Source organism: Blastomonas sp. AAP53 (assembly GCF_000331245.1).
Lineage (GTDB): Bacteria > Pseudomonadota > Alphaproteobacteria > Sphingomonadales > Sphingomonadaceae > Blastomonas.
In genome coordinates this window covers 213446-227470 of the sequence record NZ_ANFZ01000018.1, presented here as the reverse complement: position 1 = coordinate 227470, position 14025 = coordinate 213446, and the positions used below count along the sequence as shown (strand labels likewise).

Below are 14025 nucleotides of genomic sequence, written 5' to 3'. Positions count from 1 at the left end.
GAGCATCATACCCCCATCGTCTTCAGCATACCCCCGACCCCACCCCCAAACTGCATGGCGTACCCCCGGAAAGGGATGACTTGGCACGGAAATGCGACCCGAGAAAACTCCCGTATTTGCAGGGGTTTATAGACGTTCATGGAGGGGTATGAAAGAACCACTGGCGGAGAGGGTGGGATTCGAACCCACGGTGAGCTTGCACCCACGCCGCATTTCGAGTGCGGTACATTCGACCACTCTGCCACCTCTCCGGCCTGGTGCGGTCCGGGCCTTGCGGCCTGGCGATCCAATCGGTTTCCCGCAGGGCATGAAGCGTGGTCGATCTGCGGGAACGCGGGCCATTAGCGCAGGCTTTGCGGCTTGCCAAGGGGAAACCTGCACCCTGATGGCGGAAAGCTTGTATGCTGCGTTGCAACACATTAGATTAAGCTTATGAGCAACAATCCTTTCCGTTCCGACAGCGCCGATGCCCCCCAGAACGTCGCATCATCGGGCGCGGTGGTCATGCCCCGCATATCGCGCGCACGCTATGCGATCGGCGACGTGGTGCGGCATCGTATCTTCGATTTCCGCGGCGTCGTGTTCGATATCGATCCGGTGTTCGCCAACAGCGATGACTGGTACGAATCGATTCCGGAAGAATTGCGCCCTGCCAAGGATCAGCCGTTCTACCACCTGTTCGCTGAAAATGCCGAGAACAGCTATATCGCTTATGTCAGCCAGCAGAACCTGGTGAGCGACGAGGACGGCGGCCCGGTCGATCACCCGGCGGTACCGCAGCTGTTCGGACCCTTCAGCGATGGTCGCTATCGCCTGCGCACGATGCACTGATCGCGTACGGGCGGCAGCCCCGGCCCGTCAGGACCGCAGCTTCCAGCCCGAACGCAGCAGCGCATAGCAGGCAACGCCGAGCGCGGCGTTGATCGCCAGCAGCACCGCCGCGCCCAGCAGCAGCGGCGAATCGGTGGTGCCGATAAAGCCGTAGCGAAAGCCCGAGATCACGTAGAAGAACGGGTTGGCGTGGCTGAGCGCGCGGAACGCCGGTGCCATCGCATCGACCGAATAGAAGGTGCCGGACAGCAGCGCGAGCGGCGCGACGACGAAATTGGTGATCGCGGCGGCATGGTCGAACTTTTCCGCCCAGATCGATGTCATCACGCCCATGAACGCCAGCATCATCGACCCCATCAGCCCGAACCACATGATCGCCAGCGGATGGCGCGGCATGACATCGATGCCGGGCCACAACAGCATGGCCAGCCATACCGCCGTACCGACCAGGATCGCGCGGGTCACAGCGGCGATGACCAGCGATACCAGCACCTCGAGCTCGGACAGCGGCGGCATCAGATAATCGATGATCGTGCCCTGGATCTTGCCGACCAGCAGCGAGAAGCTGGAATTGGCAAAGCTGTTCTGCATCATCGCCATGACGATGAGGCCCGGCGCAAGAAAATCGGCGAACGGAACATCGAGTACGGTGCGCCCGCTGCGGCCCAGTGCAACGGTGAAAATCACGAGATACAGCATGGTGGTGATCGCCGGCGCCCAGATGGTCTGCAACTGCACCTTGAAGAAACGGCGCACCTCTTTCATATAGAGTGCTTTCAGCCCTCCCCAGTTTATTGCGCTGATCCTGACCGTGCCCGGCTCTGCAAAGGCCGGTTCGGATCGCAATTCCGGCGTCATCGGGCGTCCGGGTGCGCTGGCGGGGGGATTTGGTGCTTGATCGTTCATGGTGGTTGCGCCTATCGGCGGTCACCAGACCGGGCAAGCCCCAATAGGTCAAGAAGGAATTGCTTTTCATGTCATGGACCGACGAGCGTATCGATCAGCTCAAAACCATGTGGGAAAAAGGCCTCACCGCCAGCCAGATCGCCGAAGAACTTGGCGGGGTCAGCCGTAACGCGGTGATCGGCAAGGCCCACCGCCTTGGCCTGAAGTCGCGCCCGTCTCCGGTGAAGCCCGGTGAAGCCAAGCCCAAGCCCGCCGCGAAAAAGGCCGAGGCGAGTCCCAAGCCCGCCAAGAAGGCGGAAGCCGTGGTCGAGGCAGAGGCCGAGGCCGACACACCCCCGTTCAAGCCGGATGCCCCGGCGGTCGCCAAGCCGGTTCGCGCGGCACCTGCGCCTGCACCGACTCCCGCGCCGCGCCCTGTCGAAGCTGCAGCGCCTAAGGACGAAGACGAAGACGACGGCGAAGAAAACGCCGAAGTCATCGCTGCGCCCAAGCCGCAGCCGCGCATCGTGTCTGTCGGTCCGGGCGGCTTCCTGCGCCAGGGCCCTGGCGACCAGCAGGCGCCAATTCCTCCCGCGCCGCCGCGCCGCCTGGTGCCTGCGCGCCCCAGCCCGGAAATCGCCGACAAGACAACCCTGCTTGATCTCACCGACCGCATCTGCCGCTGGCCGATGGGCCATCCCGGTGAGCCCGATTTCCACTTCTGCGGTCAGCAGGTGAACCCCGGCTTCCCGTATTGCGTCGAGCATTGCGGCCGGGCCTATCAGGCGCAGCTGCCCCGCGGCACGCGTCGCCCTCCCCCGCCGATGCCTTTCGGTGGCCCCAGGGTCCGATAAGCCCAAATCCCGTGCGATAATGGCGGATAAATCGGGCGCGCTGCTTGCGGGCGCGCGGCATTGCGCCCTATAGATTGCGGCATGGCTGAAGATCTTTTCGCGAAATCGCAATCTCCGGTGGAAACCTATGACGCCTCGGCGATCGAGGTGCTCGAGGGGCTCGAGCCGGTCCGCCGCCGGCCCGGCATGTACATCGGCGGCACCGATGAGCGCGCGCTGCACCATCTGGCGGCAGAAGTGCTCGACAACAGCATGGACGAGGCGGTCGCGGGCCACGCGACTCGGATCGAGGTAACGCTGCGGGCGGGCAACCACCTGTCGATCAGCGACAATGGTCGCGGCATCCCGGTCGACCCGCACCCCAAGTTCCCGGGCAAATCCGCGCTCGAGGTCATCCTCACCACCCTGCATTCGGGCGGCAAGTTCTCTGACAAGGCCTATGCCACCAGCGGCGGCCTGCACGGCGTGGGCGTCTCGGTCGTCAACGCGCTCTCCACCGAGCTGCTGGTCGAGGTGGCACGGAACAAGGAATTGTACGCGCAACGCTATTCGCGCGGTGCGCCGCTGGGACCGCTGGAAAAGGTGGGCGCTGCCCCCAATCGGCGTGGTACGACGATCAGCTTTGTCCCCGACGAGGAGATTTTCGGCGCAGGCGCAAAGTTCAAGCCCGCCCGGCTGTTCGCGCTCGCGCGGTCAAAGGCGTATCTCTACGCCGGGGTCGAAATCCGCTGGAAGTGCGACGCAGAGCTGTCCGACGACAAGGTGCCGCAGGAGGCAACCTTCCAGTTCCCCGGAGGCTTGGCCGATCACCTGCGCGAGCAGTTGGGCAGCCGCGAATGCGCGACGGCCGATTTCTTCGCCGGGCGGCAGGATTTTCCCGAGGGCAAGGGCCGCGTCGAATGGGCGGTGGCCTGGCCTTTGTGGAGCGACGGCAGCTACAGCTATTATTGCAACACCATCCCCACACCCGATGGCGGCACGCACGAGGCGGGGCTGCGCGCGGCGATCCTCAAGGGACTGCGCGGCTTTGGCGAGCTGATCGGCAACAAGAAGGCGGCGACGCTCACGGCGGAAGACGTGATGACCGGCAGCGAGCTGATGCTCTCGGTGTTCATCCGCGATCCGCAGTTCCAGAGCCAGACCAAGGATCGCCTCACCTCACCCGAGGCCGCGCGGCTGGTGGAACTCGCGGTGCGCGACCATGTCGACCATTTCCTCACCGGCAATATGGAGCGCGGCAAGGCGCTGCTGGGGCTGGTGCTCGAGCGGATGGACGAGCGCCTCAAGCGCAAGGCCGAGCGCGAGGTCAAGCGCAAGACCGCGACCAGCGCGCGCAAGCTGCGGCTGCCCGGCAAGCTGACCGATTGCAGCAACGACGGCACCGGAGTCGAAGGCGCGGAGACCGAGATCTTCATCGTCGAGGGCGACAGCGCAGGCGGTTCGGCCAAGCAGGCGCGCGACCGCAAGACGCAGGCGATCCTGCCGATTCGCGGCAAGATCCTGAACGTCGCCTCGGCCAACACCGCCAAGATCGGCGCGAATCAGGAAATCGCCGACCTGTCTCTCGCCCTGGGCTGCGGCACGGGCAAGCACTGCGACCCTGGCCAGCTGCGCTATGACCGCATCATCATCATGACCGACGCAGATGTCGACGGCGCGCATATCGCCACGTTGCTGATGACCTTCTTCTTCCAGGAGATGACCGAAATCGTGAAGGCGGGGCATCTGTACCTGGCGCAGCCGCCGCTCTACCGGCTCGTGGTCGGCGCCAAGAGCTGGTACGCGCGCGACGATGCGCACCGCGCCGAGCTGGAAGCGACGATCCTCAAGGGCAAGAAGGTCGAGGTCAGCCGGTTCAAGGGACTGGGCGAGATGAACCCCGGTCAGCTGCGTGAAACGACGATGAACCGCCAGAGCCGATCACTGCTCCGCGTGACGCTGCCGCCCAATTACGAGCAATATTCGGCGGTGAAGGAGCTGGTCGGCGAGCTGATGGGCAAGAACCCCGAGCACCGGTTCAACTTCATCCAGAACCACGCCGCGCAGGTCGACCGTGAAGCGATCGACGCCTGAGGCCGATGGCTCGAACGCGCGGCTAGCGCAACGTCCCTCGACTTCCCGGCAACGCCGGGAAGTCGAGGGACGTCCGCGCAGCATCTCGGCCAAACGGATGGTGACCTTGGCCACCGCCATTCTGGCCATGTCGTTTTGCCCGCTTCCGGTGTACGCGCAGGCGATGCCGCCCCCGCCCACCAACGCGCAAACCGCCTTTGATCAAGCCGCGGCCAATGTCCTCGCGCTGCTGCAGGGTCAGGCCAAGGGCGAAGATGTCTTCACCCCCGCTTTCCTCACCGCTGTTCCGCCCGACCAGCTGGCCACGGTGCTATCCTCGCTGAAGACGCAATTCGGAGAGGCGCAGACGGTCGAAGCCGTGCGCCCGATGGACGCGCGCTCCGCCAGCATCGACATCCGCTTCGACAAGGCGGTGGTGACCTTCACCATTGGCATGCTCGACGGCAGGCTCTCGGGTCTCTTCATCACCGGAACCCGGACCGAAGACGATAGCCTGGCGAAGATCACCGCAGATATCGCCGCGCTGCCGGGGCGTACCGGGCTGGTCGTGCAGAGACTGACCGAGGCCGGCACAGAGACGATCGCCAGCCGTCATGCCGACGACCGCTTCGCGATCGCATCGGTGTTCAAGCTCTATGTGCTCGCCGAGATCGACCGCGCAGTGCGCGCAGGCGAGCGCAAGTGGAGCGATGTGCTGCCGCTCACGCAGAAATCGCATCCGTCGGGGATCACGCAGGACTGGCCCGACAATGCCCCGATGACGCTGCAGACGCTGGCGACATTGATGATCTCGATCAGCGACAACAGCGCCACCGACACGCTGATTGCCGCGATCGGCCAGAAGAAACTCGCTGCGATCGTCCGCGCGAGCGGCCATGCGCAGCCACCAGACCTCACCCCCCTGCTCTCGACGCAAGCCGTGACGGGCCTCAAGATGCCCGCCAATGCGCCGTTGCGCGACCGCTTCCTCGCCGCCGATGATGCCGGGCAAGCGCGGTTACTGGAGCAGGCAGGCGAGACGCTGCGGCTCAAGAACCTAGACCTGTCAGTCTATACCGGCGGGCCGAACCAGATCGATACCGTCGAGTGGTTCGCCAGCCCCGCCGATATCGCGCGGCTGCTGACGATGCTGGAGCGCGATGCAGACCCGGTGACGCGCGCGATCCTCAAGATCAACCCCGGCATTCCCCCGGTCAGCGCCGGTCGCTGGGCGTATCTGGGGTACAAGGGCGGGTCAGAGCCCGGCATCATGGGGATGAGCTTCGTGGCGGAAGGCAAGCAGGGCGACCGCTACATCGTCAGCGCGCTGATCAACAACCCCGCCGCCGAGATCGACCAGCCCGGCTTCGTCACGCTGATGACGCGCCTGCTCGATCAGCTGGCTGGGCCTTCTGCGCCAGCCACTCGTCCCTGAGCAGCCCGAACAGCACGGTATCGCGCACGCCGATATGCGTTTCCCATTCGGCGCGCAGATGGCCTTCCTGTTGAAAGCCCATGGAGGTCAGCAGGCCGATCGACGCCGAGTTGTCCGGATCGGTATCGGCGAAGACGCGGCGCTGACCTTCGGTGATCAGCAACTGGTCGATGACCATGGTCACGGCTTCGCGCGCGATCCCTTGCCCCCAGGCTGAACGCGCGAGGATATAGCCGATCTCGCTCACATTGGCGCGCTTCTCGTGCGCGTTGACCCAGCCCAGCGCGACATCCTCGCCTGCGCGCGTGATCGCCCAGCTGCGCCATTCGCCCACCGCCGCCGGTTCCAGATAGGCCCGCGTCTCCTCCACCGATTGGTGCGGGCCCGATGACCACCAGGTCATGAGATCGGCATCGGACAGCACTTCGAACAGCGCCTCGGCGTCGCTCATGCGCACCTGACGCAGAACGAGTCGCTCGCTCGACAGAACGGGAAGTCCGCTCATGCCGCGGTCAGCGCCTCGACCAGCGCCTTGACCTTTTTCTGCCGCCATTGCGGGGTCGGCGCGACAACCCAATAGGCGCGCCGCGACACCTGTGCCTCGCCCACCGCCACCAGCCGGCCCTCGGTCAGGTCGCGTTCGGCGAGCATCCAGGGGACGGTGACGCTGCCGAAACCGGCGATCGCGGCATCAAGCCCCAGCCCGGCATCGGCGACCTGCATGACGGTTGAACTGGTGTCATCCCCTTCAACCTCGCCGCGCTGGCAACCCGGCCATTCGATCCGCCGGTCGCCGGCATAGCCAGGGGACGCGACGGTGACGAACTGCGCGGGGCCGATCTGCGCGCCTTCGAGGTCCGCCGGACCATCGGCGAGGCGGATTGCGCAATCGAGGTTTGCCTCGGTAAAGTCGATGTCGCTGTCGCCGGACACCAATGTGTAGCGGATTTCGGGATTGGCGGCGGCATAGCCGATCAGCCGGTGGTGCAGCCATTTGGCGGCAAAGTCGCGCGGCACCGCAATGGTCAGGCGAAAGCTCGACTGGCCTTGCTGCATCGCGCGCACGGCTTCCTCGAACTGCAGAAAGCCGCTGCGCAGCGCATCGAGCCCGGCGCCTGCCTCGTCGGTCAGCTCCAGCCCCTTGGGCGTGCGGCGGAACAGCACGACGCCCAGCATCTCCTCGAGCGCACGAATCTGCTGGCCGACGGCAGCAGGTGTCACCGCAAGCTCATCGGCTGCGCGGGTGAAGCTCAGGTGCCGGGCTGCGGCATCGAGCACGCGCAGGCCGTTGAGCGGAAGATGGGTACGCTTCATGGGACGAACGGATTAGTCGGCAACCGCAGGCGCCACCAGCGGAAAACGCGGAATCTCCACGGCGATCAACTGTCCGTCATCGCGCAGCATGCGGTACATGCCCTCCATCCGCCCGGTGGGGGTGTTGAGCGGGCAGCCCGAGACATAATCATGCGCCTTGCCCGGCTGGATCAGCGGCTGTTCGCCGACCACACCCTCGCCATCGACCTGATGCACGCCGCCGCGCCCGTCGGTGATGACCCAGTGCCGGGTGAGCAATTGCACCGGGCCGTCAGAGTGGTTCTCGATGCGGATATGATACGACCAGAACCAGCGGGCGCTGTCTGCACGCGAACGGTCTGGCAGAAAGCTCACCGCGACCCGCACGGTCACGCCATGGCTGGTTGCCGAATGGCCGAAGAACTTGTCCATGCTGTCTGAAAATCGGTCCATGCCGATAATATGCCTCTTAACGCTGGCAGGCGAAAGGGGGCGGGCGGGATTATTTGCCCCGCAGGCCCGCGCAGACTATTTGCCGCTTTCCTGCTTGAGATAGGAAATCACGTCAGCGCGGGCCTGCGCATTGGACAAGCGAAAGCCCATCTTGGCGCCCGGGACAAAGGCCTGCGGGTTGGTCAGCCACTTGTCCAGCCTGGGCGCATCCCAGGCGAACTTGGCGGCCTTGAGCCCCGGCGAATAGGCGAAATCCTTCACGCTACCGGCCTTGCGACCAAACACCCCGCGATGCGCCGGGCCGACGATATTGGCATCGAGCGAATGGCAACCCGAGCAGTTGGTCTGATAGACCTTCGCCCCGCGCGCGGCATCGCCCGCTGCCGGCGCGGTCTGTGCCTGCGCCTGGGTCACCGGGCTGGTCGTGACCAGCAGTGCCACCGCCAGCGAGGCAAGAGCAAGCATGAGGGAAAGCGACTTCAGGGATATCATCAACTGCAAGCTCCGCAGGCCATAAGGGAGCGCGGGATATGGGGACCGCCCAGCCCAGTTCCAAGCCGCAGGCGCCCGATCACTCCGCCGGTGCGGGCATTGCCTCGGGCTTGGTACGCCGTCCGGTCATCCAGCCGATGAGGCGCGGAACCGGGCCATGGCGGTCCATCCACGCGGCGTACGCGGCATAATCGGGGTCGGCCATCAGATGCCGCTCCTCGGTGCGCGCCCGCCAGTAATACACGGCCGACACGCACGCCAGCAACGCCGTGTTGCGCAACGCATCGCTCCACGACCCGCTGGTCACCAGGAACGGCATGGTGGCAAACCACCAATAGGCGTTCTTGGAAAGGTACGCCGGATGCTTGGTCCAGCGGTAGGGCCCATGGGTCAGGATGCCGCGATGGGTGAGGTTGGAAAAGCGGATGCCGAACGCGACCGTGGCCCAGGCGTAGATTGCCGTCAGCACGACCAGCCAGATGCCCCACACCGCCAGCAACGCCGTCTGCCCTTCGAACCAATAGGCCCAGTCGGCGGTGTTGACGTGATAGTTGAGCGGGCCGTTGTCGCCCATCATGATGAACGGCGGATAGCAGATCAGCGCCGCTGCCCAGCCGGCCATGAACGGATTGGCGGTGCGGATGTGCGAATCGAGCGGCTTTAAGGTCAGCACATAGCCGACGGTGGCGAACTGCACATCGACCAGGAACATCGCGATGATCAGCCAGTTGGCGATCCACACCGGGTTGGTTGCGATTTCCGCGACGTTTGCGTTGACGATATCGGCATAGCCACCGGGCACGATCGACAGCATGAAGGCGAGAAAAAAGCCCTTCACCGCCCAGGCACGAAGATGGTGATGGATCGCCTCGCGCTCCCAGCCGAGCTGGCCAGAGATCATCGCGCCGAAATGCCACGCACCGTCGTGCGGATCCTTCAGATAGCGGTCGATCCAGATCACGTAAGGGATCGAGAGGAAGAACAGGAAAGGCGATGCATAGATGAACACGTTCATCGAAAACTGGTAGTTGCCGGTCCAGTACCAGCGCGCCACCGCATAGATCGCGGCAATACCGGCCCAGGTCATCCACAGCCCGATCAGCTTGATCTGGCTGGTGTCGATGACGTCACGCACCGCGCGCGGATGCGCCCAGTCGATGCCGGTGCTGGGCCGCCGGTGAACCTTGTCGACAATGAGGGACCACAACACCATGGGAAGCCCGGTCGCCACGCAGCACACCAGCGCCGCATTGGGTCCGTTCCAGCCATATTGCCGCGCCAGCAGGATCCAGCCGAACAGGCCGACCAGCCCGATCAGGCCTGCGCCGTGGCTGACGGCACTGGGCGGGCACGGGTCGTGCGGTGAAGATATGGCCTGGGACATTGCGCGCCCCTCTTAACCCAGATTGGTAAGGATTGGGTGAAGGAAAGTCGCCCCCCATCACCCCGTGCATTCTGTCGCAAATTGCGGCGCGTTTCGCAAAGCTGCTCGACACGGGAACATGATCGTGGCCTAATCTCACCGCTGGCATGGGGTCCGAGCCTGAGAAAGGGGACGGACACCAGGGGGAGATGCCGGTACAGGGGTTGCAAAGGGTCGTATGATGGTTCTGGGGCGGTTGCGTTTGGCGCATTTCACATGGGCAGGGCTTGGCCTTGCAATGACAGGCCTTGGCAGCGTGGCTGCACACGCTCAGACGATCCACGGCACCTGGGAAAACCCCACCGGCGATGTACGCGTCGTCACCCATCCTTGCGGCGAGGAACTGTGCGGAAAGGTCAGCTGGGCCAGCGATCTGGCCAAGCGCGACGCCAGCGCCGGGGGCACGCCCAACCTGATCGGTACCAGCCTGCTGCGCAATTATCGCCTGACCAAGCCGGGCCACTGGCGCGGCAACGTATTCGTGCCCGATCTGGGCGACACATATTATTCGACGATCAAGCAGCTGGACGCAGACCGCATCAAGATCAGCGGCTGCATCCTGGGCGGGCTGCTGTGCAAGTCGCAGATATGGCGCAAGATCTGACGGTCAGTCGCGCGGACGCTCGCCGGCTGCGGTCTCGGCGGCAAATCCATGCATTTTCCAATGGTATTGCAGCGCGATGACCGCCCCCTTGGCAGGCTGCAGCAGCGCAATGGTCAACACCAGCGCGCCGACGATAGCGATCAACGCCAGCACCCCCATCGGAAGGAGTTCACGACTTCCCACCGCGATCAGCAGCGGGGCCAGCAGGTGGCCGCTGATGAAGATGGCGATATAGGCGGGGAAATCATCGGCCTGATGCAGCGTCCAGTCCTGCCCGCAGCCTGCGCATCGTTCCACCGGCTTAAGATAGCGCCGAAACAGCGGCTTGGTATCGCAACGCGGACAATGGTTGCGCATGCCGCGCAGCGCCAGCTGGGTGGCACTGATGGCAGCCCTGTCAGGCGCAATCGGGGTGTTGCGAGCGGAATCGGGCATGCGACATCTTTCATGAACGGGGGCATCAACGCCCCTTCACTCTAGATAGGCGCGCGCGGCGACAATGTCATAGCTTAGTCGCCGCATTGATTGTTCAGATCCGCACCCCATCATGAAGGATCAACGTTCAGGGGCGCAGCATGACCATCCTTATCCCGATTCTGGGCGACCAGCTCAGCGGCAACCTTTCCGCGCTCAATGGGGCAGACCGGGATGACACGGTCATCCTGATGATGGAGGTGGACGCCGAGACCACCTATGTCCGCCACCACAAGGCCAAGATCGCCTTCATCCTGTCTGCCATGCGCCACCATGCCGAGGCGCTGCGCGCGGCGGGCTGGACGGTCGATTATGTGAAGCTCGACGATCCCGATAATAGCGGATCCTTCACCGGAGAGGTTGCGCGCGCGATCGAGCGCCACGCACCAGACCGCATCGTCGCGACGCGCCCGGGCGAATGGCGCGTGCTCGCCGCAATGCAGGAATGGCCCGACCGATTCGACGTTCCGGTCGAGCTGCGCGAGGACAGCCGCTTTGTCTGCACCCATGCCGAGTTCGATGCCTGGGCCGAAGGGCGCAAGCAGCTGCGCATGGAGTTCTTCTATCGCGAGATGCGGCGCAAGACCGGGCTGCTGCTCGACGGGAATGGCAAGCCCGAGGGCGGCGAATGGAACTACGACAGCGAAAACCGCAAGCCGCCGCCGAACGAGCCGCTGCTGATCCCGCAACCGAAGCGCTTTGCACCCGATGCGATCACACAGCAGGTGCTGGATCTAGTCGCCGGGCGCTTCCGCAACCACCCCGGCAGTCTCGATCATTTCGTCTTCGCCACGACGCGCGACGATGCGCTGGCGCAGCAGACGCATTTCATCCAGCACGCGCTCGCCCGCTTCGGCGATTATCAGGATGCGATGCTGACCGGCCAGCCATTCCTGTGGCACTCGATCCTGTCACCCTATCTCAACTGTGGCCTGCTCGACCCGCTGGCGCTGTGCCAGGCCGTGGAAGAAGCGTACCGCAACGGCAAGGTGCCGCTCAACGCCACCGAAGGCTTCATCCGCCAGATCATCGGCTGGCGCGAATATGTGCGCGGCATCTACTGGCGCGAAGGGCCCGACTATGCCCAGCGCAATGCACTCAATGCCACGCGGCCCCTGCCCGGCTTCTATTATGACGGCCAGACAGACATGCACTGCATGCGCCAGGCGATCGGCCAGACGATGGACCATGCCTATGCGCACCATATCCAGCGGCTGATGATCACCGGCAATTTCGCGCTGGTCGCAGGGATAGATCCGCACGCGGTGCACCAATGGTATCTTGAGGTGTACGCCGACGCGTATGAATGGGTCGAATTGCCCAACACCCTCGGCATGAGCCAGTTTGCCGATGGCGGGCTGCTGGCCAGCAAGCCCTATGCCTCGAGCGGCAACTACATCAACACCATGTCGGATTACTGCAGCCATTGCCGCTATGACGTGAAGGCCAAGACGGGCGCAAAGGCCTGTCCGTTCAACCTGCTCTACTGGGATTTCCTCGATCGCAACGAGGACGTTCTGGGCAAGAACCAGCGGCTGTCGATGGTCTATCGCAACTGGGCCAAGCGCGCGGACAAGGACAAGCAGGCCATCCGGGCCGATGCGAAACGCTTCCTCGATTCGCTCACCAGATGAACGAGGTGATCGCGACGAAGAACGCGGTGAAGCTCAACAGGAACAGGCGGACATCCTCGTTGCGCTGCGCCCGCTTGCGCCGCGCCAGCACCTCGGGCTCGTCGACCGGCGTCACGTTGAGGATGCTGGGCGCAAGATTGGCCCTGAACCCATGGGGCTGAGAGGGTGTCCGCAAGAATTGAAGTCGCTGCATGTGTCCTGAGTTAACGCAATTTTAACCAATGCCTATGGCAATTGATGGTTAACGCTATCGCTGTGCCGAAAGCGGACACCGGTTCGCCGCAGGCGCTTTACGTAGACGTCAACCTGGCCGCGTAAAATGCGGTTGGATCGCGGGCCAAGCTGCGCTAGACCCTGACCCCATGAAGCATGACAGCATCCGCAAGGCCGAAACCATTCCCTTCACCTGGGACGATCCCTTTCTGCTCGACGAGCAGCTGACCGAAGAGGAGCGGCTGATCCAGGCGAGTGCGCGCGGCTTTGCGCAAGATGTGCTGCAACCGCGCGTGATCGACGCCTTCCGCGAGGAAATCGACGCGCCAGAGCTGTTCCCGATGATGGGCGATGCGGGCCTGTTGGGCGCGACATTGCCTGAGGATTTTGGCGGCGCGGAAGCGAGCTATGTTGCCTATGGCCTGATCGCGCGCGAAGTCGAGCGGGTGGACAGTGGCTATCGTTCGATGATGTCGGTGCAAAGCTCGCTCGTGATCCACCCGATCAACACCTATGGCAGCGAGGAACAGCGCCGCAAATACCTGCCCGGCCTGTGCGCAGGCACGCTGATCGGCTGCTTCGGCCTGACCGAACCCGATGCAGGCTCTGACCCCGCAGGCATGAAGACGCGCGCGAAGAAGATCGACGGCGGCTATGTCATCTCGGGCGCGAAGACATGGATATCGAACAGCCCGTTCGCCGATGTGTTCGTGATCTGGGCCAAGTCCGATGCGCATGGGGGCGCGATCCGCGGCTTCATCCTCGAAAAGGGAATGAAGGGGCTGAATGCCCCCAAGATCAAGGGCAAGCTGAGCCTGCGCGCGTCCACCACCGGCATGATCCAGATGGATGAGGTCGAGGTGGGCGAAGATGCGCTTCTGCCCAATGTCGACGGTCTCAAGGGGCCGTTCGGCTGTCTCAACCGTGCACGCTACGGCATTTCCTGGGGTGCGATGGGCGCGGCGGAATTCTGCTGGCATGCCGCGCGCCAATATGGCCTTGACCGGGTGCAGTTCGGCAAGCCGCTGGCTGCGACGCAATTGTTCCAGAAGAAGCTTGCCGACATGCAGACCGAGATCGCACTGGGGCTGCAGGCCAGCTTGCGCGTCGGACGGCTGATGGACGAAGGCCGGTTCGCGCCCGAGATGATCTCGATCGTCAAGCGCAACAACTGCGGCAAGGCGCTCGACATCGCCCGCGCTGCGCGCGACATGCATGGCGGCAACGGCATCAGCGAAGAATATCAGGTGATGCGTCACATGGTGAATCTGGAAACGGTAAACACCTATGAAGGTGCGCATGATGTTCATGCCCTCATCCTGGGTCGCGCGCAGACCGGAATTCAGGCGTTTTTCTGACTTTCTGACCAGTTTTTCCAAAAG

15 protein-coding genes and 1 tRNA gene are annotated in these 14025 nt (G+C 63.9%); 7 read left to right on the top strand and 9 right to left on the bottom strand.

The window, feature by feature from the left end; all coding sequences use genetic code 11:
* Positions 1-161 precede the first annotated feature (161 nt).
* Positions 162-251 (bottom strand) — tRNA-Ser (locus D618_RS0114995).
* A 253-nt stretch (positions 252-504) separates the two neighbouring features.
* Between D618_RS0114995 and hspQ the strand changes: the two genes are divergently transcribed.
* Positions 505-831, top strand: a complete 327-nt coding sequence (gene hspQ, locus D618_RS0114990; protein WP_040370888.1) for a heat shock protein HspQ — start codon at positions 505-507, stop codon at positions 829-831.
* A gap of 27 nt (positions 832-858) precedes the next feature.
* On the opposite strand, the gene D618_RS0114985 is transcribed toward hspQ, so the two are convergent.
* Positions 859-1689: an ABC transporter permease gene (locus tag D618_RS0114985; protein WP_017672353.1), complete on the bottom strand. Its 831-nt coding sequence runs from the start codon at positions 1687-1689 to the stop codon at positions 859-861.
* A gap of 116 nt (positions 1690-1805) precedes the next feature.
* Here D618_RS0114985 and D618_RS0114980 point away from each other — a divergent pair, with 116 nt between their 5' ends.
* From D618_RS0114980 to D618_RS18610, 3 genes are all read left to right on the top strand, one after another.
* On the top strand, positions 1806-2570 hold the full coding sequence (locus tag D618_RS0114980; protein ID WP_017672352.1) for a GcrA family cell cycle regulator: 765 nt from the start codon (positions 1806-1808) through the stop codon (positions 2568-2570).
* Between the two features lie 81 nt (positions 2571-2651).
* Positions 2652-4643: a DNA topoisomerase IV subunit B gene (gene parE / locus D618_RS0114975; RefSeq protein WP_017672351.1), complete on the top strand. Its 1992-nt coding sequence runs from the start codon at positions 2652-2654 to the stop codon at positions 4641-4643.
* Positions 4644-4749: 106 nt separating this feature from the next.
* Positions 4750-6057 (top strand): serine hydrolase, encoded by a 1308-nt coding sequence (locus D618_RS18610; protein ID WP_193746727.1) that lies wholly within the window; start codon positions 4750-4752, stop codon positions 6055-6057.
* Here the strand turns inward: D618_RS18610 and D618_RS0114965 are convergent.
* The 5 genes from D618_RS0114965 to D618_RS0114945 all read right to left on the bottom strand — a co-directional run bounded on the left by D618_RS0114965 (position 5993) and on the right by D618_RS0114945 (position 9679).
* Positions 5993-6562: a GNAT family protein gene (locus D618_RS0114965; protein ID WP_040370841.1), complete on the bottom strand. Its 570-nt coding sequence runs from the start codon at positions 6560-6562 to the stop codon at positions 5993-5995. The genes D618_RS18610 and D618_RS0114965 overlap by 65 nt on opposite strands.
* Entirely contained in the window at positions 6559-7371 is an 813-nt protein-coding gene (locus D618_RS0114960; protein ID WP_017672348.1) for a LysR family transcriptional regulator, read from the bottom strand. The genes D618_RS0114965 and D618_RS0114960 overlap by 4 nt, the downstream gene beginning before the upstream one ends.
* A 12-nt stretch (positions 7372-7383) precedes the next feature.
* Positions 7384-7782, bottom strand: coding sequence for a Co2+/Mg2+ efflux protein ApaG (gene apaG / locus D618_RS0114955; RefSeq protein ID WP_026091728.1), 399 nt, complete (start codon positions 7780-7782; stop codon positions 7384-7386).
* Between the two features lie 96 nt (positions 7783-7878).
* Positions 7879-8268, bottom strand: a complete 390-nt coding sequence (locus D618_RS0114950) for a c-type cytochrome (RefSeq protein ID WP_017672346.1) — start codon at positions 8266-8268, stop codon at positions 7879-7881.
* A 106-nt stretch (positions 8269-8374) separates the two neighbouring features.
* Entirely contained in the window at positions 8375-9679 is a 1305-nt protein-coding gene (locus D618_RS0114945; RefSeq protein ID WP_017672345.1) for an isoprenylcysteine carboxylmethyltransferase family protein, read from the bottom strand.
* A 295-nt stretch (positions 9680-9974) separates the two neighbouring features.
* Here D618_RS0114945 and D618_RS0114940 point away from each other — a divergent pair, with 295 nt between their 5' ends.
* Positions 9975-10322, top strand: a complete 348-nt coding sequence (locus tag D618_RS0114940; RefSeq protein WP_238550691.1) for a DUF2147 domain-containing protein — start codon at positions 9975-9977, stop codon at positions 10320-10322.
* Positions 10323-10325: 3 nt separating this feature from the next.
* On the opposite strand, the gene D618_RS18605 is transcribed toward D618_RS0114940, so the two are convergent.
* Positions 10326-10757 carry a DUF983 domain-containing protein gene (locus D618_RS18605; RefSeq protein WP_017672343.1) on the bottom strand — a complete coding sequence of 144 codons (432 nt, stop codon included), beginning with the start codon at positions 10755-10757 and terminating at the stop codon, positions 10326-10328.
* A gap of 140 nt (positions 10758-10897) precedes the next feature.
* Here D618_RS18605 and D618_RS0114930 point away from each other — a divergent pair, with 140 nt between their 5' ends.
* Complete coding sequence (locus tag D618_RS0114930) at positions 10898-12430, top strand: cryptochrome/photolyase family protein (protein WP_017672342.1); 1533 nt, start codon at positions 10898-10900, stop codon at positions 12428-12430.
* Here the strand turns inward: D618_RS0114930 and D618_RS19760 are convergent.
* A complete protein-coding gene (locus D618_RS19760; RefSeq protein WP_152414760.1) occupies positions 12420-12605 on the bottom strand; it encodes a hypothetical protein in 186 nt (61 codons plus the stop codon). The two genes, D618_RS0114930 and D618_RS19760, sit on opposite strands and share 11 nt — an antisense overlap.
* Before the next feature lie 187 nt (positions 12606-12792).
* Here D618_RS19760 and D618_RS0114920 point away from each other — a divergent pair, with 187 nt between their 5' ends.
* Positions 12793-14001, top strand: coding sequence for an acyl-CoA dehydrogenase (locus D618_RS0114920; protein WP_017672340.1), 1209 nt, complete (start codon positions 12793-12795; stop codon positions 13999-14001).
* The last annotated feature ends 24 nt before the right edge of the window (positions 14002-14025 follow it).